This is a genomic window from Variovorax sp. 05L425 (assembly GCF_056397705.1).
Map to the genome: position 1 here is coordinate 185,687 of NZ_JBFTNY010000015.1, position 23,673 is coordinate 209,359.

The window sequence follows — 23,673 nt, forward strand, 5'->3', positions numbered from 1 at the left end:
CCTCCATGAAAAACAAGACGACTCTTCTCGCCCCGCTCGGAGCGGCCGTGCTGGCCTTGCTGAGCGCATGCAACCATCCATCCGACGCCAACGAGCAGGCGCTGACAGCCGCCATGAACGAATATCTGGCGAAGCGCGGCGACCTGTGCCTGGGCAAGGACAGGTGGCCCGTCGACGTGCCGGCACGTGAAGTCGGTACACGTGCGCGCAACGCGGTCCAGATGCCGGTGCTCGAGCACGCGGGCCTCGTCAGCGCCGCCGCGGCGGAGGTCGAGGCCAGCGGCGAGACCCCGGCAACGACGGTCACGCGCTATGTGCTGACTGACGAAGGCAAGAAGTACTTCATCGCGCACGAAATTCCCGGCCAGGCCGCTCACTCGGATTTCTGCGCGGCTCGCCTGAGCCTCGACAAGATCGTCGGCTGGGAAGCTCGGAAGGACGTCAAGGACCCGTCCGAGGTGGTGGTCACCTATACCTACAAGGTCGATGCCGCACCCTGGACCCACGACGCCGAGGTGCAGAAAGCTTTTCCGATGGTCGACCGCGTGGTGCGTGGCGCCGGCACCATGAAGCTCCAGCAGTCCTTCAAACACACTGAGCAAGGTTGGGTTGCAGAAAGTGCCTGATTCGACGGATGCGGTGCTTCGTTTCTCGCCCGCGCTGAGCGACTGGGTGCTGCACAACCTGCGCCAGGGCTGCACGCCCGCGAGCGTGGTCGAGGCCATGCAAGCCCAGGACATGCCGGCCGAGGCCGCTGCGACCATCGTCGATGCCTTCGTGCGCGCGCTGCGTACCGGCAGCCCGCCGCCCACCGATTCGGTGGCGGTGCCGGCTGCCTTCAGATACGAAGCGGCCCGTATCGCGCAGGGGACGTCGATTCGCACCTCGGACCGCGTAGTGCGCGTGGCCGCTCGCGTGGCGCAACCTGTCATGGCGGTGTTGAATGACATGTTCAGCGCGCAGGAATGCGAAGAACTGATCGCACTGGCCAGGCCGCGCCTTGCGCCGTCGACTACGGTCGATCCGCAGTCGGGCCGCGATCGCGTGGGCGAGCAGCGCAGCAGCTTGGGGATGTTCTTCCGGCTGCAGGAAAACGCCTTCATCGCGAGGCTCGATCGGCGTGTGTCCGAACTGATGAACCTGCCGGTGGAAAACGGCGAAGGCTTGCAGGTCCTCTATTACCCGGCAGGCACCCAGAGCATGCCGCACTATGACTTCCTGGTGCCGTCGAACGCTGCCAACCAGGCCTCGCTGGAGCGCAGTGGCCAGCGCGTGAGCACGCTGGTGACATACCTCAACGATGTGGAAGAGGGCGGCGAGACGGTATTTCCCGAACTGGGCTGGTCCGTGTCGCCGCAGCGCGGCAGCGCCGTGTACTTCGAATACTGCAACAGCCAGGGCCAGACTGACCACGCCTCGCTGCACGCCGGGGCACCTGTGCTGCGCGGCGAGAAGTGGGTGGCGACCAAGTGGATGCGGCAGCGTCGCTTCGTGGCCGCCGGCGAGGTCGCGCGTCCCCTCGCAGGAATGTGACCTTGCGCCTTCGACGTGTCGCAGCGCGCCTGTTCAAGCCGCCTGCACGGGCAGGGGCACCGCGACAGGACTGCGCTCCGCGAACTGGCCGTTCCAGTACGGGTAGTAGGGATAGGGCGGCGTCACGGCGCTGGCCGCATCGAGACGCGCGACCTGCTCGGTCGTGAGTTCCCAGCCGATCGCGCCGAGGTTCTGCTTCAACTGTGCTTCATCGCGCGCGCCGATGAGCACGCTGGCAACGGTCGGTCGCCGCAGCAGCCAGTTGAGCGCGATCTGCGGAATCGTCTTGCCGGTTTCTTCGGCCACGCCATCCATCGCATCGATCACGCGATACACCCGTTCGTCCTCGACCGGCGGGCCGAAGGTGGCGGTGTCGTGCAGTCGGCTGCTGGCGGGTAGCGGTTGGCCGCGGCGGATCTTTCCGGTCAGCCGGCCCCAGCCGAGCGGGCTCCAGACGATGGCGCCGACGCCCTGGTCGATGCCGAGCGGCATCAGTTCCCACTCGTAGTCGCGACCGATCAGCGAGTAGTAGGTCTGGTTGGCGACGTAGCGCGAGAGTCCGCGATGCTCGGATACGGCGAGCGACTTCATCAACTGCCAGCCCGAGAAATTCGACGCGCCGATGTAGCGCACCTTGCCCGCGCGCACCAGGTCGTCGAGCGTGTCGAGCACCTGTTCGACAGGCGTCATCGCGTCGAAGGCGTGCATCTGCAGCAGGTCGATGTAATCCGTGCCCAGTCGCTTGAGGGCGGCATCCGTGGCCTGGATGATGTGATGGCGCGAAGAGCCGACGTCGTTCGGTCCGTCGCCCGAGCGCAGCGAGAGCTTGGTCGAGATGATGACCTTGTCACGCCGGCCCTCGACCGCMGCACCGAGGATCGACTCGGCCGCGCCGTTCGAATACACGTCGGCAGCGTCGAAGAGATTGACGCCCGCTTCGAGGCAGATGTCGACGATGCGCCGTGCGGCGGCCACATCCGTGCGACCCCATGCGCCGAAGAGCGGACCCGAGCCGCCGAAGGTGCCGGTGCCGAATCCGAGAGCCGGCACCTTGAAGCCGGAGTTGCCGAGGTAGCGTTGTTCCATGATGGTTCCTTGTTCGATGAAGAGAAGAGTCGAGTGACGGGGGCCAGGGGCCGGGTTATGCGCCGACAGCCGCGCAGGCAGGCAGCCCATCGCGGCGGTCCAGCGCGCGGCTCCAGAAAGCGATGGCGAGTCCCACGAGCGTGAGCAGCGCTGCAGCCCAGCCGAGTGCGGCGAGTCCGGGGCCGCGGTCGATGACCATGCCGCCCACCCACGCGCCGAGCGCATTGCCAAGGTTGAAGGCGGCGATGTTCAGGCTCGATGCGAGGTTCTGTCCCGCGCCGGCTGCCTTCTCCAGCACGCGCATCTGCAAGGGCGCGACCGTTGCGAATGACACGATGCCGAGCAGCAGCACGAAGGCGATGGCCGTGACAGGCGTATGGATGAGCAGTTGCATCGCCCCCAGCACCACGACCAGCGCAAGCAGCGAGCCCAGCAGCGCGGGCATGAGCGCACGGTCGGCAAGCTTGCCGCCAAGCAGGTTGCCGATGGCCAGGCCGCCGCCGAACACCAGCAGGATCGGCGACACGGCCGTCTCGGAGACGCCCGTGACTTGCGTCAGCAGCGGCTGGATGTACGTGAACACCAGGAACAGGCCAGCGAAGCCGAGCACGGTCGTCGCGAGGCCCAGCAGCACCTGCGGCCGGGCGAGCACCGCGATTTCGTCGCGCACATTCGCGTTTCCGGCGTCGGGCTTGCCGCGCGGCACGAAAAGTGCGAGCACGGTGAAGGCGACGACGCCGATCACCGCCACGGCCCAGAAGGTCGCGCGCCAGCCGAAATGCAGGCCCAGCCATGCGCCGGCCGGCACGCCGAGCAGGGTGGCGGCGGTGAGGCCGGTGAACATGATCGAGATCGCCGAGGCGCGGCGCTCCGGCGGCACGAGGCCGGTGGCCACGACCGAGCCGACGCCGAAGAAGGTGCCGTGCGCGAGCGAGGTGACCACGCGCGCGGCCATCAGCATCTCGTAGTTCGCCGCGAGCGCACAGGCGATGTTGCCGATCGTGAAGACCGCCATCAGCGCGAGCAGCACCGTCTTGCGAGGCAAGCGCCGTGTGGCAATGGTCAGCAGCGGCGCGCCGACCGCGACGCCGATGGCGTAGCCGGAAATCAGCAGACCTGCGGCCGCGATGGAGACATGAAGATCCGACGAGACCTGCATCAGCAGGCCCATGATGACGAATTCGGTGGTGCCTATTCCGAAGGCACCGGCGGTAAGGGCGAGGAGGGCAATGGGCATGATGTCCCGTACTGTGCGGGCACCGCTGCGTTTTGATTAGACCGGCTTGCTGACAAGCATTGATGAATTCAAGTCAACAAAGATCGCTCCCCAGACCCCAGACCCCAGGCCCTGCCTGGACGAATTTCGATCTCGACCTAAAATGTACAGACTGTACGGAACTTATCACCATGACCTTGCGCATCGTTGGCCTTGAACAGGGCCGAAACACGCTACCGGAGCTCGCCTTGCGCGCGCACTCCGGAGAACCGAGCTTGCTGACGCGGCATGGCAAACCCTACGCGGCGATCGTCTCGTCGGACGTCCTTCTGAAGGCGCGATCGGGGCGGCAATTCCTGAGCTTGCGAGGCAGCGGCAAGGGGCTGTGGGGCAAGTCGCCCGCGCAGTCGATTGCCAACGCACGCAACGAATGGGACTGAGATGGCTGGCGTTCCCGCGAAAAAGCCAGCACGCAAGACCCGCTCGCGCAAGGCGGGGCCGACGGCTTCTCTGTGGGGCGGCTTGCGCGGCGGCGACCTCGTCGTGGTGGACTCGGCCCCGCTCATCTACCTCCTGGATGACCACCCTGTCTTTGCGCCAGTGTTCGAGGGACTGTTCGAATTGCAGGCGCAGGGCGTGATCCAGATCGCGATCTCGACCATTGCGATAGCGGAAGTTCTCGCCGGTCCTTTCAGGCATCGTCAGGATGTTCTTGCCAAGCGCTATGAGAGAGCCTTGTCCAACTTTGATGTGGTGCCTGTGTCCCAGGACATCGCGGTGACGGCCGCCCGCATCCGGGCAAGTACCGGGCTGCGGCTTCCCGACGCGTTGCAGGCGGCGACCGCGCTGGAGACCGGTGCGGTCGCCTTGGTCACGCACGATCGCGATTTCTCCCGGTTGGCCGATTTGCGCGTGATCCTCGGCGAAGCGGCCTAGAAGTACGGCGAGCGCGACATGCCCCGCATCGAGGTGAATCGTTCCGGTGAAATGGAAGCCTTCGTCCAGATCGTGGACCGCGGCAGCTTTTCGGCGGGGGCCCGCGTGCTGGGCATGACGCCGTCCGCCGTCAGCAAGCTGATCGGCCGGTTGGAGGCGCGGCTGGCAACGCAACTGGTGCACCGCTCGACCCGCAAGCTGCAACTGACGCCCGAAGGCCGGAACTTCTACGACCGCAGCGTGCGCGTGCTGGCCGACATGGACGAGGCCGAACGTTGCGCAGCGGCGGGCGCGCTGCCACGCGGCCGGGTCAGCATCAACACGAGCGTTTCGTTCGGCCAGCATGTGCTGGTTCCGCTCGTGCCGCGTTTTCTCGAGCAATACCCGGAAGTGACGCTGGACATCGTGGTCACCGACCGGGTGGTCGACCTGATGGACGAGCGCACCGATGTCGCGATCCGCTGGGGCGAATTGCCGTCGTCCGACCTGGTCGCGCGCCGGCTGGGTGCCACGCGGCAGGCCATCGTCGCATCGCCCGTCTACCTGGAGCGCTATGGCACGCCGCGCACGCCGCAAGAGTTGGAAGCGCACAACCGGCTCGGCTTCAGCTATCGGCGGACCATCCCTGACTGGCCCCTGCGTGTCGACGGCCGGATGATCGACATGCCCATTGCCGGCAATGTGCGGGCCGGTGACGGCGAAACGCTTCGCGCGCTGCTGATCGCAGGCGTCGGCCTGGGCCGACTGTCGCTCTATCACGTCCAGTCTGATATCGACGCGGGCCGGCTGGTGCCGGTGATGGAGGAGTTCAATCCGGGCGACATCGCGCCGATCCATGCGGTCTATCTCGGCAAGGCGGGCCGGCTTCCGGCACGCGTGCGCGCGTTGCTCGACTTTCTTGTCGCCAACGTCGCGGACAATGGGCGACCGAAGCCATGAAAGAAGTACCCGACGCCATCGTCTGCGAAGGCTGCGACGCCATTTACCGGCGCGTGCCCCTGGCCCCGCGCGAGGTCTCGCGCTGCCCGCGCTGCGGCACCGAGCTCGACCGCCATGCCGGCGACCAGAGTTCGCGGGTGCTGCCGTTGACGGTCGCCTGCCTGATCCTCTTCGCGATCGCCAATCTGTTTCCGATCGTCGAGATCCAGGTCCAGGGCCTGACCAGCGAAACGACGCTGGCGGGCGCCGTGATCGCGTTGACGACCGAAGGCATGTCGCCCGTCGCGCTGCTGGTGCTGGCGACGACCATCCTCTTTCCGCTGCTGCAGCTGTGCATCCTGTTCTATCTGCTCGTGCCGATGGCCTACGAGCGGCGGCCGACCGGCTTCAAGATCCTGGTGAACGCGCTGCAGGCGCTGCGGCCGTGGGGAATGATCGAGGTGTTCCTCCTCGGTGTCCTGGTCGCCATCATCAAGCTGGGCAGCCTCGCCAAGGTCATTCCGGGCCCGGCGCTGTGGGGCTTCGTGGCGCTCACCGTGCTGCTGACCGCGGTGCTTTCGTTCAACCCCCGGACTTTCTGGGAAATGGCTTTCGAGCCGCGTCCGGGGCAGGACGAATGAGCGAAGCGTTGCTTCCGGTAAAGACCGCTGCGCAGCAAGGGCTGATGAGCTGCCATCACTGCGGCGCGGTGTGGGAAGGCGCAGGAGAGGGCGAACCCTGCGAACGCTGCCATACGCACCTTCACACCCGCAAGCCCGACAGCATCAATCGTACGTGGGCGCTGCTGATCGCGGCCTCCATCCTCTATCTGCCGGCCAATCTGTTGCCGGTGATGATCACCAAGAGCCTGTTCGGCACCCAGCAGGACACCATCCTCAGCGGGGTGATCTATTTCTGGGTTTCCGGCGCGTACGGGCTCGCCGCGCTGATCTTCATCGCGAGCTTTCTCGTGCCGCTGTTCAAGCTGACGGCGTTGACGCTGCTGAACGTCATGGCCCAGCGCGGCAGCGACTGGCGGCAACAGGAGAGGGCCAAGCTCTACCGTGTCCTCGAATTGATCGGGCGTTGGTCGATGCTCGACGTGTTCGTGGTGTCGCTGCTGGCCGGCCTGGTCCGCATCCATGGGTTCGCCGAGATCACCGCCGGCTTCGGCATCGCCGCCTTCGGCGCGGTGGTGGTACTGACCATGCTGGCTTCGATCAGCTTCGATCCGCGCCTGACCTGGGACGCGCGAAAAGAACGCGAGCCCGAGGCGTTGCCGGATGACGAGATGAAGACAAGTGAAGGAACCCTATGACGACACCCCCGCTCGCCCCTCCAGAGGTCGCGAAACGGCGCAACTGGCTGCCGTCCATGATCTGGCTGATCCCGATCGTCGCCGCACTGGTGGGCATCACGCTGGTCGCGCGCATCCTGATGGAGCGCGGCCCCGAGATCGTCCTCACCTTCCGGACCGCCGAAGGCCTGGAAGCCGGCAAGACGGCGGTCAAGTACAAGGATGTGCAGATCGGCACGGTGGAGAGCATTCGGCTGGCACATGACCGGTCTCATGTGCGCGTGCTGGTCCAGCTCAAGAAAGAGGCGTCGGGCTTCACGGCCAAGGACACGCGCTTCTGGGTGGTGCGGCCACGGCTCGACACATCGGGCATCTCGGGGCTCGGGACGCTGCTGTCGGGTGCTTACATCGGCGCCGATGCCGGAACGTCGGAAGAGACAGCCGGAGAGTTCACCGGGCTGGAGGTGCCGCCCATCGTGACGCGCGATGCGTCGGGGCGGCAGTTCCTCCTGCACGCGCGCGACGTCGGCTCGCTCGACATCGGCTCGCCGGTGTATTTCCGGCGCGTCAAGGTGGGGCAGGTCGCGGCCTTCGAACTCGACGGCGACGGGCGCGGCGTCACGCTGCGGATCTTCGTCAATGCGCCGTACGACAAGTTCGTGGGCGTCAACACGCGGTTCTGGCACGCCAGTGGTTTCGACGTCGAATTGAGCGCGGCGGGTCTGAAGGTGCGCACACAGTCGCTGGTCACCGTGTTGCTGGGCGGCATTGCCTTCCAGTCGCCCGAGGACGTGAGCGGACCCGTGGCGCAGGAGAACACCGAATTCACGCTCGCCGGCGACGAGGTCACTGCGATGAAGGAGCCGGACGGCCCGTCGCAGACCTTGTTGCTGTACTTCAACCAGTCGCTGCGCGGGCTGTCGCCGGGTGCGCCGGTCGATTTCCGCGGCGTGGTCATCGGCGAGGTCAAGTCGATCGGCGTCGAGTTCGATCTGGGCGAGCGCACTTTCAGGATGCCCGTGGTGGTGCAGATCTATCCCGAACGGCTGCGGCGCAGGGCAGTCGGCGCGCCGGCCGATCCATCGGGGCAGTCGCGCTTTGCCAAGGCAACGCAAGATGAGCGCTGGAACTTCCTGGTCGGCAAGGGACTGCGCGCGCAGTTGCGCACCGGCAGCCTGCTGACCGGGCAGGTGTATGTCGCGATGGACTTCTTCCCCGAAGCGCCGAAGGTCAAGTTCGATCCCACCCAGTCGCCGACGGAGTTCCCGACCGTTCCGAACAGTCTGGACGAGCTCCAGTCGCAGGTGGCTGACATCATGCGCAAGATCAACAAGGTGCCGTTCGACGAGATCAGCAACGATTTGCGCAAGACGCTGGGTTCGCTGAACAAGACGCTCGGAAGCGCGGAGCAACTGGCGAAGAGCCTCAACAACGACGTGTCACCCGAGATGACTGCTGCCATGAAGGACGTGCGCCGCACGCTCAACGCGGCGCAAAAGACGATCTCGGACGATTCGCCGCTGCAGCAGGACCTGCGCCAGACGCTGCAGGAAGTCACGCGCGCCGCAGGCTCGCTGCGCGTGCTGACCGACTACCTGGAGCGCCATCCCGAATCACTGATCCGCGGCAAGCCGGAGGACAAGCAGAAATGAGAACGACGAAACTCCGCCTCGCGGCCGTGGCCTCGGCCTTTGGCGCGGCATTCCTGATGACCGGCTGCAGCAGCGCCGGCGGGCCGCAGTACTACAGCCTTGCCGAGACATCGGTACCGGCGCGCGCACCCGTGGCGGCGTCTGGGGCACCGGCCTATATAGAGCTTGCGCCCATCGCCATGCCCGAGCGCTTCATGCGGCCGCAAATGGTCGTCCGGAAGAAGGACGCGCCGGACAGCCCGGCGGTCGACATCCTCGAAGATCATCGGTGGTCGTCCTCGTTCGAGAACGAACTGCGCGATGCGCTAGGCAGCAGCATCGCGAGCCGTCTCGGCGCGGTCGACGTGACCAAGACCGGGCGTCAACGCGGCCAGCCGGCGACCCGCATCGCCGTGCAGTTGGGCAAGTTCGATGCCGTGGAGGGCAGCCGGGTCGATGCCAGCTTTACATGGACCGTTCGCCGCACGGACGAAGGGCCCGCGACCGGGTGTCAGCTGTCGGTCTCGGAGCCGGTCGGCAGCGGTTTCGACGCGTTGGCGCAGGGCGCGCAGCGTGTCACCGCGAAGCTGGCGGATGCGATCGCCGGCAGTGTTTCGGCGGTGAAGTCCACCCAGGTGCCGGCCTGCGCGGCGGCCTGATCTCTCTGCGGCGGCGGCCATGAGTCCCGACGGATTCGCGCTGTTTCCCACCGCGATCGGCGCGTGCGGCATCGCGTGGGGCCCGCGCGGCATCGTCGGCGTGCAACTGCCTGAAGCGGAGGAGGGTGCCACGCGCGCCCGCGTGGCCCGGCGCTTTCCGTCGTTGCGAGAGGTCGAACCGCCGCCCGAAGTGCAGCGCGCGACAGCGGCCATTCGTGCGCTGCTCGACGGCGAGCCGCGCGACCTGGCCGAGATCGAACTGGACTTCGACGGCGTCAGCGAATTCCATCAGCGCGTGTATGCCATCGCGCGCCGCATTCCGCCCGGCCGCACGCGCACTTACGGCGATATTGCAGAGGAACTCGGGGACAAGGGACTCGCGCGCGCTGTAGGACAAGCGCTCGGATTGAACCCGTTCGCGCCGGTGGTGCCCTGCCACCGCGTGCTCGCGGCCGGCGGCAAATGGGGCGGTTTCTCGGCACACGGTGGCGCCGCGTCGAAGCTGCGAATGCTTGCGATCGAAGGCGCGCGCCCGGAAAGCGACACGGCGCCGCTGTTCTGATTTCCCTGGTCTGCCAGGGGTGGTGCTAGGGGAGGGGCTCGATCTTGCCCTCCTGAACATAGCGCTCGTACTCGGCAATGGGAATCGCCGTGATCTGCGTCTTGCCGTCGTCCCCCCAACTGAGCACCGCGCTGTCAAACGAAAGATTCACTTCGATCGGTCCCTTGGGAATCAGGATCAAGGGGCCATCGCCGGCCCGGTACTCGACTTCACCAGTGACGGTAGCGTTCGCGGCCATTGCATCGACTCCTCGGTGTGCGGGGTGGAAGCGATCCAGTGTATCGGGGGCGCGACGGCATGTGGTGCTGCGGGGTTTCACCAAGAGCCCTTGTCGTCGGGCACGGCGCATACTGGCGCAAAAGCCCGCACCAGCCCTTCCCCCGGGGCGCCGGGCGGCAGCAAGGAGACCGCATTGCAGCGAACCGATATTGCCAACCCGACTTACTTCCACAAGGTCGTCGATTGCCAGTACGCCTGTCCGGCGCACACCCCCGTCCCCGAATACATCCGACTGATCGCGCAGCGCCGTTATGGCGATGCCTACATGATCAATTGGGTTTCCAACGTCTTCCCGGGCATCCTCGGGCGCACCTGCGATCGGCCGTGTGAGCCGGCCTGCCGGCGCAGCCGCGTGGAAGAGAGCAATGCCAAGGACCCGGAGCCGGTGGCGATCTGCAGGCTCAAACGCGTGGCCGCCGACATGAAGGAAGACGTCCGCGCGCGCATGCCGAAGGTCGAGCCGACGAACGGCATGCGCATCGCCTGCGTGGGCGCGGGACCCGCCTCGCTCACTGTCGCGCGCGACCTGGCGCCGCTGGGCTATGAGGTCACGGTGTTCGACGGCGATGCCAAGGCCGGCGGGTTCATCCGCACGCAGATCCCGCGATTTCGTCTCCCTGAATCGGTGATCGACGAGGAGACGGGTTACATCCTCGACCTCGGCGTGAAGTTTCGGGGCGGTGAAAGCATCGAATCGATGAAGGCGCTGATGGCGCAGAGCTGGGATGCCATCTTCGTCGGCTGCGGTGCGCCGCGCGGACGCAACCTCGACCTTCCCGGTCGGGAGGAGGCCGCGGCCAGCATTCATATCGGCATCGACTGGCTGAATTCAGTCTCCTTCGGCCATGTCACGAACATCGGCCGGCGCGTGATCGTGCTGGGCGGCGGCAACACGGCGATGGATTGCTGCCGGTCGGCCCGCCGGCTCGGCGGTGTCGACGTGAAGGTCATCGTGCGCAGCGGCTTCGACGAGATGAAGGCCTCGCCCTGGGAAAAGGAAGACGCCCAGCACGAAGGCATTCCGATCATCAACTTCCACGTGCCCAAGGCCTTCGTCCACGAGAACGGCAAGCTGACCGGCATGCGATTCGAGGTTGTCAGCGCCACCTACGACGACAAGGGCCGGCGCACGCTCGTACCCACGGGCGAGCCGGAGGTCTTCTTCGAATGCGATGAAGTGCTCGTGGCAGTGGGCCAGGAGAACGCCTTCCCCTGGATCGAACGCGACTGCGGTATCGCCTTCGACAAATCGGGCCTGCCGGTGCTGGACGCCAACACCTTCCAGTCGACGGTGCCGCGCGTCTTCTTCGGCGGCGATGCGGCTTTCGGTCCCAAGAACATCATCACGGCCGTGGCGCATGGGCACGAGGCGGCGGTGTCGATCGACCGGATGCTGCATGGCCAGGCGGTCGGCGTCCGTCCTGCGCCCATGACCAATCTCGTGTCGCAGAAGATGGGCATCCACGAGTGGAGCTACGACAACAACACCTCGAACGACCTGCGTTATCGCGTGCCGTGGGCCAAGGCGGAGGCCGCGCTGGCCAGCATACGGGTCGAGGTTGAATTGGGCTTCGACGCTGCCACCGCCTTCAAGGAAGCCGAGCGCTGCCTGAACTGCGACGTGCAGACGGTGTTCACCGAAGTCGCCTGCATCGAATGCGACGCTTGCGTGGACATCTGCCCGATGGATTGCATCACCTTCACCCAGAACGGCGATGAAGCGGACCTGCGGCCTCGGTTGAAAGCACCGGCGCTGAACCTCGCGCAGGACCTCTATGTGTCCGGCGGCCTGAAGACGGGTCGCGTGATGGTCAAGGACGAGGATGTCTGCCTGCACTGCGGCTTGTGTGCGGAGCGATGTCCCACGGGTGCCTGGGACATGCAGAAGTTCCTGCTGAAGATGACGCCGGCCGGGCCGAAATCTCGCGATGCGCAGGTCGCGCCGAAGCAGGGGGTTCCGGCATGAGCACGAAACAGATCGAAGCAGTCAACGATTTCGTCATCAAGTTCGCCAACGTCAACGGATCGGGCTCGGCCTCGGCCAACGAACTGTTCGCCAAGGCCATCCTGCGCATGGGCGTGCCGGTGAGTCCGCGCAACATCTTTCCCAGCAACATCCAGGGGCTGCCGACCTGGTACGAGGTGCGCGTGACCGAACAAGGCCACATGGGCCGGCGCGGCGGCACCGACATGATGGTCGCGATGAACCCGCAGACGTGGGATGCCGACGTGGCCGAACTGGAGTCCGGCGGCTACCTGTTCTACGACAGCACGCGCGTGCTGCCGCCGTCCAGGTTCCGCGACGACATTCGCGTGATCGGCATGCCGCTGACCGAGATCTGCAATGCGGTCTACCACGACCCGCGCCAGCGGCAGTTGTTCAAGAACATCGTCTATGTGGGCGCCCTGGCCGTCCTGTTGGGCATCGAGCCCGAAGTGGTCGAGAAGCTGCTCGGCGAGCAGTACAAGGGCAAGGAAAAGCTGCTGGCCTCCAACGTGCAGGCGCTGCACCTGGGCTGCGACTTCGCACGGGAGCATCTGCGCGAGACGGTGGGCTTGCGGGTGCGGCGAGCCGATCGGGTGGGCGACCGGATCTTCGTCGACGGCAACAGCGCCGCGGCGCTGGGCTGCGTGTATGGCGGCGCGACCGTGGCCGCGTGGTATCCGATCACGCCATCGTCTTCGGTGGCCGAAGCCTTTCAGAAGTACTGCTCGAAATTCCGTGTCGATCCGGCCACTGGCCAGCACCGCTTTGCCATCGTGCAGGCGGAAGACGAGTTGGCTTCCATCGGCATGGTGGTCGGGGCGGGGTGGAACGGGGCGCGCGCCTTCACGGCGACTTCGGGTCCGGGCATTTCGCTGATGGCGGAGTTCATCGGGCTGGCGTACTTTGCCGAGATTCCCGTCACGCTCATCAACGTGCAGCGCGGAGGGCCTTCCACCGGGATGCCGACGCGCACGCAGCAGGCGGACATCCTTTCGTGCGCCTATGCATCGCACGGCGACACCAAGCACGTGTTGTTGTTCCCGGAAGATCCGCACGAGTGCTTCGAGCATGCGGCGGCGGCGCTGGACTTGGCCGATCGCCTGCAGACGCCCGTTTTCCTGATGACCGACCTGGACATCGGCATGAACCAGCGACTGTGCAAGCCTTTCGCATGGGACGACAGCCGCGTCTATGACCGCGGCAAGGTCATGACCGCCGACGAACTGGAGGCGGGCAGGGACTTCGGCCGCTACAAGGATGTCGACGGCGACGGCATTCCGTGGCGCACGCTGCCGGGCACGCATCCCACCAAGGGCAGCTTCTTCACCCGAGGCACGACGCGCGACGCCTACGCCCGGTATTCGGAGCGAGGGCCCGACTACGTCTACAACATGGAGCGGCTGCTGAAGAAGTTCGCGACCGCCGCCACGATGGTGCCGCAGCCGGTGCTGCGTCCTGCCGCGCAGAAGACCCCGCTCGGCGTGATCTATTTCGGTTCGACCAGCCCGGCGATGAACGAGGCGCTGGAGTCGCTCGAAGAATGCGGCATCCACCTCGACGCGATGCGGCTGCGGGCCTTTCCCTTTCCGGAGAGCGTGCCGCAGTTTCTTGCGGACCATGACTATGTGTACGTGGTCGAGCAAAACCGCGACGGCCAGATGCGCAGCCTGCTGATCAACGAACTGGATGTCGATCCGCGCAGGCTGGTCCGCGTGCTGCATTTCGACGGCACGCCCATCACCGCGCGTTTCGTCATCGAGGCGATCGACGTGCACGTGCACAAGCAAACGCAAGCCGCCACCGACAAGAAGGAGACTGCATGACGTATCTGGCCAAGCCCCGCCTGCGCCACCCGACCTTGGCTGAAAACAAGGTCGGCTACACGCGGCGCGACTACGAGGGCAAGATTTCCACGCTGTGCGCCGGTTGCGGGCACGACTCGATCTCGGCCGCCATCATCGAGGCCTGCTGGGAGTTGGACATCGAGCCGCACCGGGTGGCAAAGCTCTCGGGCATCGGTTGCAGTTCCAAGACGCCGGACTATTTTCTGGGTGCGTCGCATGGCTTCAACACGGTGCATGGCCGCATGCCCAGTGTGCTGACCGGCGCGAACCTCGCGAACTGTGATCTGCTCTACCTGGGTGTTTCCGGCGACGGCGATTCGGCGTCCATCGGCCTGGGCCAGTTCGCCCATGCGATGCGGCGCGGCGTGCGGATGGCCTACATCGTGGAGAACAACGGCGTCTACGGGCTGACCAAGGGCCAGTTCTCGGCCACGGCCGACGAGGGCTCGAAGAGCAAGAAGGGCGTGATCAACACCGACAGCCCGGTCGATCTCGTCGCGATGGCGCTGCAATTGGGCGCCACCTACGTGGGGCGCGGCTTTTCGGGCAACAAGGCGCAGCTGGTGCCCTTGATCAAGGGGGCGATCAGCCACGGGGGCGCGGCCTTCATCGACGTGATCAGTCCCTGCGTCGCCTTCAACAACCATCCGGGCAGTACGAAGAGTTACGACTACGTGCGCGAACATAACGAAGCCGTAAGTCGCATCGATTTCATCAGCGAGCGCGACGAAATCACGGTCGACATGTCGGCCGGCGAGGTGATGGACGTCCGCCAGCACGACGGCACGCTGCTGAGGTTGCGCAGCCTGCATCAGGGCTACAACCCCGGCGATCGCCACGCTGCCATGGCCTACATGCAGCGACACCATGAGATGGGCGAGGTCGTGACGGGGCTGCTCTACGTCGATCCGCTGGCCACCGACTTGCACACGGCGCTCAACACCAGCGCCCGGCCGCTCAATACGCTGGGCCCGCGGGAGCTTTGCCCCGGTGCCCAGGCGCTGCAGCGGTTGAACGCCTCCTTGCGCTGACTGAAGGCACGTCGCACCATAGCGCTTCGGCTGTTGGAGGGAACACCATGGACGAACGCACTGTCTTCCAGTCCATCTCGCGCAAGCATGTGATCAGCCTGGGGCCGCACGCCAGCGTGCGCGATGCCGCCTGCGTGATGACGCGGGCCCACTGCGGCAGCGTGCTCATCATGGAGCCGCCCGACATCCTGCTGGGCATCCTGACCGAGCGCGATTTGATGACCCGGGTGCTCGCCCGGGGGCTCGATCCCGACCGAACGCCGACACGCGAGGTCATGACACCCAATCCAATTTGTGTCCCGCCGGAAACACTGGTGTCCGATGCCATCGTGACGATGCTCGAACGGGGCTTCCGCCATCTGCCGCTGGTGGCGGGGAAGAGGATCCTCGGCGTGTTCTCGGTGCGCGATGCCCTCCCGCGGGAGCTGGGCGCGGCGCTCAGCCAGACCGAATTCAACGAGCAGGTGAACGACGTCCTGGGGTAAGCCAGCGCTCGGACTACGGCGATCGGTGCAGCCTTGGCGCGGAGAGTGCCTGCAGGCTTTCGGTGATGGCGACGTCGACGTCGCTCCATCGCCCTGTCAGTTGGGCAGTGTCGAGCGCTTTCTGCAGCGCGCGCAGTTCACGCACGCCGGGGGCCACTTTGATCTGGGCGATGGCGCCCGTCGAATTGCCGGCACGGAGGAGCGCGACGATCTTGCCGGGCCAAGGGGACGGGGATGCCAAATCGGACTTTCACGGGGTGACGGGGAGCGAGCATTGTCCGCTGAGGCGCTCCAAAAACAAGAAGGCCTCGTGCATTGCTGTACGAGGCCTGAATTCCGTCCCAAGAGAGACGGAGGAGGGAGAACCGGGTCGGTCAGTCTTCTTCGACGACCTTGGACGTTTTGACGCCGTGGAAAACAAGGACGGCGGCTGCGCCGAGAACGATCAAGAGAATCAGCATGAGAGCACTTCATTGGTCACGATGTAGTGAGTTTGGGGTAAACCCTAATTTCCTGCCGAAGCCCTCGAACTTGACCACAACGGTTGTAGGCACGGAGAAGGCGTCGCTTGCAAAAGCTGGCGATCCGCAGGTCAGCTTTGGGCGGGAACATGCGCGAACCAGTGGCGCGCGATCTGCTCACGCGTGGCGCACCACACGCCCTTGCGGCTCTTGACGTGCGCGACCAGCCGTTCCAGTCCGACGAAGCGGGCCGGGCGGCCGATGATGCGCGTGTGCAGGCCGATCGACATCATTCGCGGCGCGTGGCCCGATTCGCGCAGCAGGCATTCGAAGGCATCGATCACATAGTCCGCGAAGTCCTCGCTGCGCGTGAAGCCGCCGGGTTCGAAAAAGCGCAGGTCGTTGGTGTCGAAGGCATAGGGCAGCACTAGGTGCGCGCGGCCCGCCACCGTCAGGTAGTAGGGCAGGTCGTCGTTGTAGGCGTCGCTGTCGTAGAGGAATCCGCCATGCTCGACGAGCAGCCGGCGCGTGTTGACCGAAGCTGAAGACCGGGTGTGCCATCCCACCGGCGCGCGCCCGTGCAGGCGGCGGATGGTCTCCACGGTGCGTGCGATGCGGGCTCGCTCCTCGTTCTCGGGAAGGAGGGCGTGCGACTCCCAGCGCCAGCCGTGGCAGCAGATCTCGAAGCCTTGCTGCGTGGCGTCTGTGGCGATCCATGGCGTCGCTTCGAGCGCGCGCCCGCAGGCGCTCAGCGTCAGCGGGACGCCAGCCTTCACCAACAGCCGCGTGATGCGCCAGTAGCCTACGCGGGCGCCGTATTCGAAGTGGCTTTCCATGCAGAGGTCGGGGGCGCCGACCACCTCATGGGTGATCTCGTGCCGGCCCTCGTTGCGCGGGTCACCCGCACTCAGCGCGAACTCGGCGCCTTCCTCCACGTTGAGCACGAACGACACGGCCAAGCCGGTGTCGCCAGGCCACCGCATGGCTGGTGGATTCCAGCGATAGCCTGAGAAATCGCGCGGCGTTGCGGCGTTCTGCATGCTGTCTCCTTGCCAAACTCTCGATTGGCTTTGCAGCAAGGAAGACCAAGGGCGAGTCGCTGCGAAATCGATGGTCGCGACTCCGCGCGATGTTGTCCATGCTGAGCGCTGGATACCGACTATTCGCGAAATGGATGCGTGACAGGTCCGCCAGATCGTCCGAATTCGGAATCGAACTGCACCACGCGACGCGGGGGTAGCCCCTAGCACAGCGCGCCGCTTCGTGCTGTCGCTGGTTCATTGAGTCCTTGGCGACAATCGGCGCATGACTTCTTCGCGCTTCTTCAAGATCGCGCTCGTGCTGGGCCTGTTGTCTGCCATCGGCCCGTTCGCGATCGACATGTACCTTCCCGCCTTGCCAGAGATCGGCAGCAGCCTGGGGGCCGGCATCGGGCAGGTCCAGATGAGCCTCACGGTCTTCTTCATCGCGATCGGCGTGGGCCAACTGCTCTACGGGCCGGTGTCGGACATGGTGGGACGCAAGCCGCCGCTCTATTTCGGGCTGGGCCTGTTCGCGCTGGCGAGCGTCGGCTGCGCACTCGTGACGAACATCGAGATGCTGATCGCGCTTCGCTTCGTGCAGGGCCTGGGCGCGGCGGCCGGCATGGCGATCCCGCGCGCGGTGGTGCGCGACCTGCATACCGGCACCGAGGCGGCTCGGCTGATGTCGCTGCTGATGCTGKTCTTCAGCGTGTCGCCGATCCTGGCGCCGCTGGTCGGCAGCGCGGTGATCGCCGTCGCGGGCTGGCGCGGCGTGTTCTGGGTGGTGACGCTGGCGGCGGTGATCGGCCTTGCGACCATCGCGTCGGTGCTGAAGGAAACGCGTCCGGCCGGCCACCGCGTCGAAAGCAGCCTGGGCAGCGCGCTCAAGGCCTATGGCGTCCTGCTGCGCGACGCGCATTACCTCGGGCTGGTCTTCATCGGCGCCTTCGCCATGGCGGGCTTCTTCACCTACCTCGCCAACTCGTCCTTCGTGATGATCGACCACTACGGCCTGTCGCCCACGCTCTACAGCGTGGCCTTCGGCGTCAATGCGGCGGCATTCTTCGGCGCCGTCCAACTCAACGGCTCGTTGTGCGAGCGATTCGGCATCGTGCGCGTGGTCAAGTCCAGCGTCAGCGCCTGCGGGCTGGTGATGATGGCGATGTTCATCTATTTCCTGAGCGGCGGCGACCAGTTGGCGGTGCTCATCGTCCTGTATTTCATCGCCAGCGCGCTGATGGGCTTCGTCATTCCGACCACATCGGTGCTCGCGCTCGAAAAGCACGGCGCCATCGCGGGCACGGCGTCGGCGCTGCTCGGCACGCTCCAGATGCTGACCGGCGCGGTGGTGATGTCGGTGGTCGGCCTGTTCACCGACGGCCGGCCGCTGCCGATGGTGGCGGGCATGGCAGGTGGCGCGCTGATTGCGGTGGTGCTGGCGTGGATCACGCTGGGCGGACGGAAGGCGACGGCGTATGCAGCAGGCTAACGTGATGACCACACCCCATTCCGTCAAGGCGGTGCACGACGGGCTGCCCCAGCCGCAGCGCTGGCATGCGATGCTGGTCATCATCCTCGGCATCGCGGTGGCGGTGCTCGACGGCACCATCGTGAACCTCGCGCTGCCGGGTATCGCGCGCGAACTCCATGCCGACGCATCGCACGCGATCTGGGTGGTCAACGCCTACCAGATCGCCACGCTGGTCATGCTGCTGCCGCTGGCGTCGCTGGGCGACCTGTTCGGCTACCGGCGGGTGTATCTCGTGGGCATGGTGTTGTTCGCGGCCGCGTCCCTCATGGCCACGTTCGCGGACTCACTCGGCACGCTGATTGCCGCGCGCGCCCTGCAAGGCCTCGGGGCCGCCGGGATCATGAGCGTCAACGCGGCGCTGGTCCGGCTCATCTTTCCGCGAGACCAACTGGGGCGCGGGATGGCGATCAACTCGATGGTGGTGGCGACCGCATCGGTGGCCGGACCATCGGTCGCCGCGGCGATTCTTTCTGTGGCTTCGTGGCCCTGGCTCTTTGCGCTCAACGTGCCGCTCGGCGCGTTGGTGCTGGTGCTGGGCTATCGGTCGCTGCCGATCAGCGAGACCGCGTCGTCGTCAGGCTCGCGTTTCTCCGCTTTCGACGTGCTGCTCAACATTTTGATGTTCTCGCTGATCTTCATCGGCGCCGACCGGCTGGGCGTGCGCGAAGGCGCGGTAGGTCAGGGCGCGGGCGCAAGTGCCGGCGCCTGGGCGCTGCTGTTTGGCGGCGTCGTGGTGGGGTTCATCTACGTGCGTCGACAACTCAAGTTGGCGACACCGCTATTCCCCGTCGATCTGCTGCGCATCCCTGTGTTCGCACTGTCGATGGGCACCTCGGTCGGCGCCTTCTGCGCGCAAATGCTGTCTTTCATCGCGCTGCCGTTCCTGCTGCTCGAAACCTACGGCAAATCGCACTTCGAGGCAGGCCTGCTGATCACCGCGTGGCCGCTGGCGATCGTCTTCATGGCGCCGATCGCGGGCCGGCTGATCGGCAAGTACCCGGACGGCTTGCTCGGCGGCGTGGGCCTGGCCTTGCTCGCCACCGGGCTGGCGCTGCTCGCAGCCTTGCCCGCACAGCCGAGCAACGCGGACATCGCATGGCGCATGGTCCTGTGCGGCCTGGGCTTCGGACTGTTCCAGTCGCCGAACAACCACACCATCGTGACCTCACCGCCACCGCACCGCAGCGGCGCTGCAAGCGGCATGCTCGGCACCGCGCGGCTCACGGGCCAGACGCTGGGCGCGGTCGTGCTGGCGGGCATCTTCAGCGTCTGGAGCCCGCATGACGGCAAGGGCCAGATCATCGCGCTGGCGCTGGCCGCCTGTTGCGCGGCCGTGGCGGCAGTGTGCAGCACGCTGCGCACGCGCCAGCCTGCGCCCCGGCACGCCTGATGCGTGCTTGAGGCGCGCAGCGCCTACTTCGACGGGATGACCCCGCCAATGCGATCGATCATGTAGGGGAAGAATGGATTCGAGGACAGGCGCGTCAACGAATCCAGGCTGATGATGAGCGCCCCCCGCTCGCCGCGAACCGCCATGGCGCCGAGGTTGACACCGAACTCGTCGTTGCCCTCGGGCCGCATGCCGTAGAGCGGATCGTTCATCGGGAAGGGCAGCGCGAGGTGCGACAACGAGAACACCTCCAGCGGAAACTCCAGGTCGAGGTTGCGCGTCTGCTCCGTCGTGGCGCCGGCTTCGGTGACGCGCTCCTCGACTTGGCGGCTGTTGGGCCCCCTGTTGGTGATCACGGTGGAACGGAAATTCCTCGGCGCCGGCGGCAGGATCCGGTCGAGCCGCAGATCACTGCCCGAGCGCAGCAGGGGACCAAACTTGATGCTGCGGTTCAGGTCGAACAGCACCAGCTCGCTGCCGTTGCTGGGCAGGCGCGCGTACAAGCCCGTGACGATCGCCCGGGTGCTGACGGTGAAGTCGATCAGCGACTGGAAGGTGAGGATGGGCGGCAACTTCACGAGATTGCCCGCGCTTTCTTCACGTGCGATGTGCGAACGCAGGTCGCGCGTGAGCAGCGACGATTGCCGCGCGCCGTTGACCGGGAAAGAGTTGTACTTGAACGGATTGAATTCCGGAACGATGCCGAGCCACGCTGCCTTGGCGAACGCGGGGAAGATGGCCGGCCAGCCGAACACGCCGGCGAAGCGCGAGAGTTCTGTGATGCCGATCATCGGCGCGATCAGGATGAGGCGATCCGGTCGCGCCAGATTCGCGTCGTCCAGGCCGTCGAGCGCGTACTTCATTGCGAGTGCGCCGCCGTTGGAGAAGCCGACGATGTGCAACGGCAAGGGCGCCGCCACGCGCCGCCGCGCTTCCCGGACCGCGAGGCGCGTCGCTTCCGACCAGTCCTCCCAGTCGACATGCGTCAGGCCGGAGGGGACGGTGCCGTGGCCCGGCAGGCGGATCGCGACGACGACGAAGCCGCGGTCGCGGTACAGGCCCGCGATGTGCCGAAGGCTGTACGGCGAATCCGTCAGCCCGTGCAGCAGCACGACGGCGCCGCGCGGCGTGCCCTGCGGTTCGAGGATGTACGAGCGGTTCCAGTCCTGCGCGAAGTGGCCCGGATAGATGGGGCTGCCGCTGAAGTAGCGATTGCTCGGTACCTGCGCCTCAGGCGGCAGCTTGTCGGTGACATTCTTGCGGACCTCGTCGAGCGCCTTGTTCTCGGCGGCGATGTAGGTCGCCCAGTCGGCCTTGCGAAGCTCGTCGCGCGAGAGCTCGTCGGGGACGTAGGTGTGCCAGAGTTCGAGCGGCGGGCCGCGCTGGATGTCGTAGGTGCGCAGTGCGACCGCTGTGACGATGACGATGCCGAGTACCAGCGCAGTCCATTTCAGAATCCTCGCCAACCGCAATACCATGTTTGCCCTCTCGTGATTCCAGCGGATGTGCGACAAGTCGTCGGCACCCGCGCGCAATCTATCACGAGGCTCTGCTCGACAGGGGCCTTGCAGATGTACGCCAGCTCTTGGGCATGGGCCGGTGGGTCGGAAACGGAAGGGACCGCGGCCATGCACACCAGCATGCGGATGATGCGTCGGGTGAGCATGGCATTCCCTTTTTTACCTGTGATTCCGATGGCGTGATGCTGCAGCTGCGGCCGCATTTGCGCATCACCCTCTGGGGGGATAGTTGTCGGCGCTGCATACTGCGGCCACGACGACTGCTGCACGGAGATCCATCCCATGAGTCAGATCGGCAAGCCACCGGGCGATGACGCGCTCATTCGCCTCGGCTGCGAGGCGGCGGACTGTCCGCCCGCCTCCAAGCCCTGGGTGCTGGCCGCGGCGATCGTCGGCTCGAGCATGGCCTTCATCGATGGCACGGTGGTCAACGTCGCGCTGCCGGCCATCCAGGCCGATCTGCATGCGACGGCCTTCCAGGCTCAGTGGGTGGTGGAGTCCTATGCGCTGTTTCTTGCGGCGCTCTTGCTCGTCGGCGGATCCCTGGGCGATCACTTCGGGCGACGAAAGATCTTCGCGATCGGCGTCGGGCTTTTTGCGCTGGCTTCCGTCGGCTGCGCGATGGCGGGTGATGTGCGGCAACTCATCATTGCGCGGGCGGTGCAGGGCATTGGCGGTGCGATGCTGGTGCCGGGCAGCCTGGCGTTGATCAGCGCGTCGTTTCCCGAGAAGGAGCGTGGGCGCGCCATCGGTACGTGGTCCGGGTTCAGCGGCATCACGGCGGCGGTCGGGCCGGTGGTGGGCGGGTTCCTGGTAGACCACTATTCGTGGACCTGGGCGTTTCTGGTGAATGTGCCGATGGCCGTCGCCGTGCTGCTGATCGTGTGGCGTCGGGTGCCCGAGAGCCGTGGGGGCGACGCGGCTGCGCGGCTCGATCCCTGGGGCGCGGCACTCGCCACCATCGCGTTGGGCGGCATCGTGTATGCGTTCATCGAGGCGCCCACGCAGGGCTGGGCTTCAGTGCCGGTGATGGCCGCGTTGATCCTGGGTATCGGAGCAAGCGTTGCGTTCGTCATCGTCGAACTGCGCGTGGGTTCGCCGATGCTGCCGTTGTCGTTGCTGCGCATCGGCAACTTCGGCGGTGCGAATCTGCTGACCTTGCTGTTGTATGCGGCGCTGGGTGGCGGGCTGTATTTCTTCCCGCTCAATCTGATTCAAGTGCAAGGCTATTCGGCGACCGTGGCGGGTGCTGCGTTGCTGCCGTTCATCCTCATCATGTTTGCGCTGTCGGGATGGGCGGGGCAATTGGTCGATCGGTTCGGGCCGCGATTGCCGTTGGTGATTGGGCCGAGCATTGCGGCCATGGGCTTTGCGCTGTTTGCGGTGCCGGGCGTTGGGGTCAATTACTGGACGAGTTTCTTTCCGGCGGTGGTGGTGCTGGGGTTTGGAATGGTGGTCACGGTTGCGCCGTTGACGACCACGGTGATGAATGCGGTCGGCCCTGATCTGGCAGGGATTGCGTCGGGGGTGAACAACGCTGTGTCGAGAACCGCGGCGGTGTTGGCGATTGCGGTGTTCGGGGTTGTGATGGCTTGGGCCTTCGATGCGCGGCTTGCTGAAGGGCTGCGCGAGATCAACGCTTCCGCGCAGGCGGCGACGTTTCTCGAAGCGCAGCGCAGTCAGTTGGCCGGGGCGAGATTGCCGCCGGGAATCGATGCGGCGGCTGCCACGGCATTGAGGCAAACGGTGAATGCGTCCTTTGTTTCGGGGTTCCGCTGGGTGATGCTGTTGTGCGCGGCGTTGGCGCTCATGAGTGCGGTGAGTGCCTGGGTATTGATTGGCCGTGGGCCGCGCCCGGTGGCTCGATCTGTCGCCGGTTGATGATCGCCTGACAACGTTCCCTTGCGTTCAGGGCGACTGCATCGAAGCGATGGTTGCTTTGGCGATCTGGAGGCGGCGCTCGAATTCTGCGTTGACCAGGGTGAGCAGGGCGCTCGAGTCGGCCAAGTTAGCGAAGGTGTCATCGTCGCGGGCCGATCGCGCTGCAACGACAAGGTTGTGGATGCATGCGGCTGCGTGATACGCCTCCCTCAATGCGTTGATTTCGCCGACCGCAAGCATCGAGAGCGTGGCGCGATCGCTTCGGGATTCGTCGGAAGGGTTGTCCTCGGCGGGGGGATCGTTGGGGTGGCGCGCGAGCGCACAGGTAGGGTGAGCCATCAATGGCCTCCAAAGGCTTCGGTTTGGAAAACCGCCGCACTCGAGTCCAATCGAGGGCGGCGGCT

At 65.9% G+C, this 23,673-nt stretch carries 24 protein-coding genes; 17 read left to right on the top strand and 7 right to left on the bottom strand.

The genetic code is table 11. The features are described 5' to 3' along the window. Positions 1-5: 5 nt before the first annotated feature. Positions 6-626, top strand: a complete 621-nt coding sequence (locus tag AC1DN9_RS18415) for a hypothetical protein (protein ID WP_478102677.1) — start codon at positions 6-8, stop codon at positions 624-626. Continuing rightward, complete coding sequence (locus AC1DN9_RS18420) at positions 619-1,533, top strand: 2OG-Fe(II) oxygenase (protein ID WP_478102809.1); 915 nt, start codon at positions 619-621, stop codon at positions 1,531-1,533. Before AC1DN9_RS18415 ends, AC1DN9_RS18420 begins: the two co-directional genes overlap by 8 nt. 33 nt (positions 1,534-1,566) lie before the next feature. On the opposite strand, the gene AC1DN9_RS18425 is transcribed toward AC1DN9_RS18420, so the two are convergent. Next, positions 1,567-2,619 (bottom strand): aldo/keto reductase, encoded by a 1,053-nt coding sequence (locus tag AC1DN9_RS18425; RefSeq protein ID WP_478102679.1) that lies wholly within the window; start codon positions 2,617-2,619, stop codon positions 1,567-1,569. A gap of 55 nt (positions 2,620-2,674) precedes the next feature. Further along, on the bottom strand, positions 2,675-3,856 hold the full coding sequence (locus AC1DN9_RS18430) for an MFS transporter (protein WP_478102681.1): 1,182 nt from the start codon (positions 3,854-3,856) through the stop codon (positions 2,675-2,677). A gap of 170 nt (positions 3,857-4,026) precedes the next feature. Between AC1DN9_RS18430 and AC1DN9_RS18435 the strand changes: the two genes are divergently transcribed. From AC1DN9_RS18435 to AC1DN9_RS18470, 8 genes are read left to right on the top strand one after another with little or no spacing between them, the layout of a single operon-like run. Then, the gene (locus AC1DN9_RS18435; RefSeq protein ID WP_478102683.1) at positions 4,027-4,275 is read left to right on the top strand and encodes a type II toxin-antitoxin system Phd/YefM family antitoxin; all 249 of its coding nucleotides are present in this window, start codon (positions 4,027-4,029) and stop codon (positions 4,273-4,275) included. Position 4,276: 1 nt separating this feature from the next. Then, complete coding sequence (locus AC1DN9_RS18440; RefSeq protein ID WP_478102685.1) at positions 4,277-4,771, top strand: type II toxin-antitoxin system VapC family toxin; 495 nt, start codon at positions 4,277-4,279, stop codon at positions 4,769-4,771. Positions 4,772-4,789: 18 nt separating this feature from the next. Beyond that, a complete protein-coding gene (locus tag AC1DN9_RS18445; RefSeq protein WP_478102687.1) occupies positions 4,790-5,710 on the top strand; it encodes a LysR family transcriptional regulator in 921 nt (306 codons plus the stop codon). After that, a complete protein-coding gene (locus AC1DN9_RS18450; RefSeq protein ID WP_478102689.1) occupies positions 5,707-6,330 on the top strand; it encodes a paraquat-inducible protein A in 624 nt (207 codons plus the stop codon). The genes AC1DN9_RS18445 and AC1DN9_RS18450 overlap by 4 nt, the downstream gene beginning before the upstream one ends. Next, positions 6,327-7,007, top strand: coding sequence for a paraquat-inducible protein A (locus tag AC1DN9_RS18455; RefSeq protein WP_478102691.1), 681 nt, complete (start codon positions 6,327-6,329; stop codon positions 7,005-7,007). Before AC1DN9_RS18450 ends, AC1DN9_RS18455 begins: the two co-directional genes overlap by 4 nt. Beyond that, the gene (locus AC1DN9_RS18460; protein ID WP_478102692.1) at positions 7,004-8,638 is read left to right on the top strand and encodes a PqiB family protein; all 1,635 of its coding nucleotides are present in this window, start codon (positions 7,004-7,006) and stop codon (positions 8,636-8,638) included. Before AC1DN9_RS18455 ends, AC1DN9_RS18460 begins: the two co-directional genes overlap by 4 nt. Next, a complete protein-coding gene (locus tag AC1DN9_RS18465; RefSeq protein WP_478102694.1) occupies positions 8,635-9,276 on the top strand; it encodes a PqiC family protein in 642 nt (213 codons plus the stop codon). Before AC1DN9_RS18460 ends, AC1DN9_RS18465 begins: the two co-directional genes overlap by 4 nt. Before the next feature lie 19 nt (positions 9,277-9,295). Then, the gene (locus AC1DN9_RS18470; protein ID WP_478102695.1) at positions 9,296-9,838 is read left to right on the top strand and encodes a methylated-DNA--[protein]-cysteine S-methyltransferase; all 543 of its coding nucleotides are present in this window, start codon (positions 9,296-9,298) and stop codon (positions 9,836-9,838) included. A 25-nt stretch (positions 9,839-9,863) separates the two neighbouring features. On the opposite strand, the gene AC1DN9_RS18475 is transcribed toward AC1DN9_RS18470, so the two are convergent. Then, positions 9,864-10,076 carry a hypothetical protein gene (locus tag AC1DN9_RS18475; protein ID WP_478102696.1) on the bottom strand — a complete coding sequence of 71 codons (213 nt, stop codon included), beginning with the start codon at positions 10,074-10,076 and terminating at the stop codon, positions 9,864-9,866. 174 nt (positions 10,077-10,250) lie between these two features. Here AC1DN9_RS18475 and AC1DN9_RS18480 point away from each other — a divergent pair, with 174 nt between their 5' ends. The 4 genes from AC1DN9_RS18480 to AC1DN9_RS18495 are packed head-to-tail and all read left to right on the top strand — an operon-like array spanning position 10,251 to position 15,464. Next, positions 10,251-12,083, top strand: a complete 1,833-nt coding sequence (locus AC1DN9_RS18480; RefSeq protein ID WP_478102698.1) for an FAD-dependent oxidoreductase — start codon at positions 10,251-10,253, stop codon at positions 12,081-12,083. Further along, positions 12,080-13,927 (top strand): 2-oxoacid:acceptor oxidoreductase subunit alpha, encoded by a 1,848-nt coding sequence (locus AC1DN9_RS18485; protein WP_478102700.1) that lies wholly within the window; start codon positions 12,080-12,082, stop codon positions 13,925-13,927. Before AC1DN9_RS18480 ends, AC1DN9_RS18485 begins: the two co-directional genes overlap by 4 nt. Beyond that, a complete protein-coding gene (locus tag AC1DN9_RS18490) occupies positions 13,924-14,979 on the top strand; it encodes a 2-oxoacid:ferredoxin oxidoreductase subunit beta (RefSeq protein ID WP_478102702.1) in 1,056 nt (351 codons plus the stop codon). Before AC1DN9_RS18485 ends, AC1DN9_RS18490 begins: the two co-directional genes overlap by 4 nt. 47 nt (positions 14,980-15,026) lie before the next feature. Continuing rightward, positions 15,027-15,464 (top strand): CBS domain-containing protein, encoded by a 438-nt coding sequence (locus AC1DN9_RS18495; protein WP_478102704.1) that lies wholly within the window; start codon positions 15,027-15,029, stop codon positions 15,462-15,464. A 13-nt stretch (positions 15,465-15,477) separates the two neighbouring features. Here the strand turns inward: AC1DN9_RS18495 and AC1DN9_RS18500 are convergent, their stop codons facing one another. Together AC1DN9_RS18500 and AC1DN9_RS18505 are read right to left on the bottom strand one after the other, a co-directional pair. Continuing rightward, positions 15,478-15,705: a hypothetical protein gene (locus AC1DN9_RS18500; RefSeq protein ID WP_478102705.1), complete on the bottom strand. Its 228-nt coding sequence runs from the start codon at positions 15,703-15,705 to the stop codon at positions 15,478-15,480. Between the two features lie 351 nt (positions 15,706-16,056). Beyond that, positions 16,057-16,965, bottom strand: coding sequence for a polysaccharide deacetylase family protein (locus tag AC1DN9_RS18505; RefSeq protein WP_478102707.1), 909 nt, complete (start codon positions 16,963-16,965; stop codon positions 16,057-16,059). A gap of 265 nt (positions 16,966-17,230) precedes the next feature. Between AC1DN9_RS18505 and AC1DN9_RS18510 the strand changes: the two genes are divergently transcribed. Together AC1DN9_RS18510 and AC1DN9_RS18515 are read left to right on the top strand one after the other, a co-directional pair. Next, entirely contained in the window at positions 17,231-18,436 is a 1,206-nt protein-coding gene (locus tag AC1DN9_RS18510) for a multidrug effflux MFS transporter (RefSeq protein WP_478102709.1), read from the top strand. Between the two features lie 4 nt (positions 18,437-18,440). Next, on the top strand, positions 18,441-19,868 hold the full coding sequence (locus AC1DN9_RS18515) for an MFS transporter (protein ID WP_478102711.1): 1,428 nt from the start codon (positions 18,441-18,443) through the stop codon (positions 19,866-19,868). 23 nt (positions 19,869-19,891) lie between these two features. On the opposite strand, the gene AC1DN9_RS18520 is transcribed toward AC1DN9_RS18515, so the two are convergent. Next, positions 19,892-21,346, bottom strand: coding sequence for an alpha/beta hydrolase (locus AC1DN9_RS18520; protein WP_478102713.1), 1,455 nt, complete (start codon positions 21,344-21,346; stop codon positions 19,892-19,894). A gap of 324 nt (positions 21,347-21,670) precedes the next feature. Between AC1DN9_RS18520 and AC1DN9_RS18525 the strand changes: the two genes are divergently transcribed. Then, positions 21,671-23,269 carry an MFS transporter gene (locus AC1DN9_RS18525; RefSeq protein ID WP_478102715.1) on the top strand — a complete coding sequence of 533 codons (1,599 nt, stop codon included), beginning with the start codon at positions 21,671-21,673 and terminating at the stop codon, positions 23,267-23,269. A gap of 27 nt (positions 23,270-23,296) precedes the next feature. On the opposite strand, the gene AC1DN9_RS18530 is transcribed toward AC1DN9_RS18525, so the two are convergent. Further along, entirely contained in the window at positions 23,297-23,608 is a 312-nt protein-coding gene (locus AC1DN9_RS18530; RefSeq protein ID WP_478102717.1) for a hypothetical protein, read from the bottom strand. Positions 23,609-23,673: the final 65 nt, after the last annotated feature.

Coding starts and splice junctions, on each gene's coding strand:
- AC1DN9_RS18415 (WP_478102677.1), top strand. CDS start 6: ATGAAAAACAAGACGACTCTTCTCGCCCCGCTCGGAGCGGCCGTGCTG.
- AC1DN9_RS18430 (WP_478102681.1), bottom strand. CDS start 3,856: ATGCCCATTGCCCTCCTCGCCCTTACCGCCGGTGCCTTCGGAATAGGC.
- AC1DN9_RS18435 (WP_478102683.1), top strand. CDS start 4,027: ATGACCTTGCGCATCGTTGGCCTTGAACAGGGCCGAAACACGCTACCG.
- AC1DN9_RS18440 (WP_478102685.1), top strand. CDS start 4,277: ATGGCTGGCGTTCCCGCGAAAAAGCCAGCACGCAAGACCCGCTCGCGC.
- AC1DN9_RS18445 (WP_478102687.1), top strand. CDS start 4,790: ATGCCCCGCATCGAGGTGAATCGTTCCGGTGAAATGGAAGCCTTCGTC.
- AC1DN9_RS18450 (WP_478102689.1), top strand. CDS start 5,707: ATGAAAGAAGTACCCGACGCCATCGTCTGCGAAGGCTGCGACGCCATT.
- AC1DN9_RS18455 (WP_478102691.1), top strand. CDS start 6,327: ATGAGCGAAGCGTTGCTTCCGGTAAAGACCGCTGCGCAGCAAGGGCTG.
- AC1DN9_RS18460 (WP_478102692.1), top strand. CDS start 7,004: ATGACGACACCCCCGCTCGCCCCTCCAGAGGTCGCGAAACGGCGCAAC.
- AC1DN9_RS18465 (WP_478102694.1), top strand. CDS start 8,635: ATGAGAACGACGAAACTCCGCCTCGCGGCCGTGGCCTCGGCCTTTGGC.
- AC1DN9_RS18470 (WP_478102695.1), top strand. CDS start 9,296: ATGAGTCCCGACGGATTCGCGCTGTTTCCCACCGCGATCGGCGCGTGC.
- AC1DN9_RS18475 (WP_478102696.1), bottom strand. CDS start 10,076: ATGGCCGCGAACGCTACCGTCACTGGTGAAGTCGAGTACCGGGCCGGC.
- AC1DN9_RS18485 (WP_478102700.1), top strand. CDS start 12,080: ATGAGCACGAAACAGATCGAAGCAGTCAACGATTTCGTCATCAAGTTC.
- AC1DN9_RS18490 (WP_478102702.1), top strand. CDS start 13,924: ATGACGTATCTGGCCAAGCCCCGCCTGCGCCACCCGACCTTGGCTGAA.
- AC1DN9_RS18495 (WP_478102704.1), top strand. CDS start 15,027: ATGGACGAACGCACTGTCTTCCAGTCCATCTCGCGCAAGCATGTGATC.
- AC1DN9_RS18505 (WP_478102707.1), bottom strand. CDS start 16,965: ATGCAGAACGCCGCAACGCCGCGCGATTTCTCAGGCTATCGCTGGAAT.
- AC1DN9_RS18515 (WP_478102711.1), top strand. CDS start 18,441: ATGACCACACCCCATTCCGTCAAGGCGGTGCACGACGGGCTGCCCCAG.
- AC1DN9_RS18520 (WP_478102713.1), bottom strand. CDS start 21,346: ATGGTATTGCGGTTGGCGAGGATTCTGAAATGGACTGCGCTGGTACTC.
- AC1DN9_RS18525 (WP_478102715.1), top strand. CDS start 21,671: ATGAGTCAGATCGGCAAGCCACCGGGCGATGACGCGCTCATTCGCCTC.
- AC1DN9_RS18530 (WP_478102717.1), bottom strand. CDS start 23,608: ATGGCTCACCCTACCTGTGCGCTCGCGCGCCACCCCAACGATCCCCCC.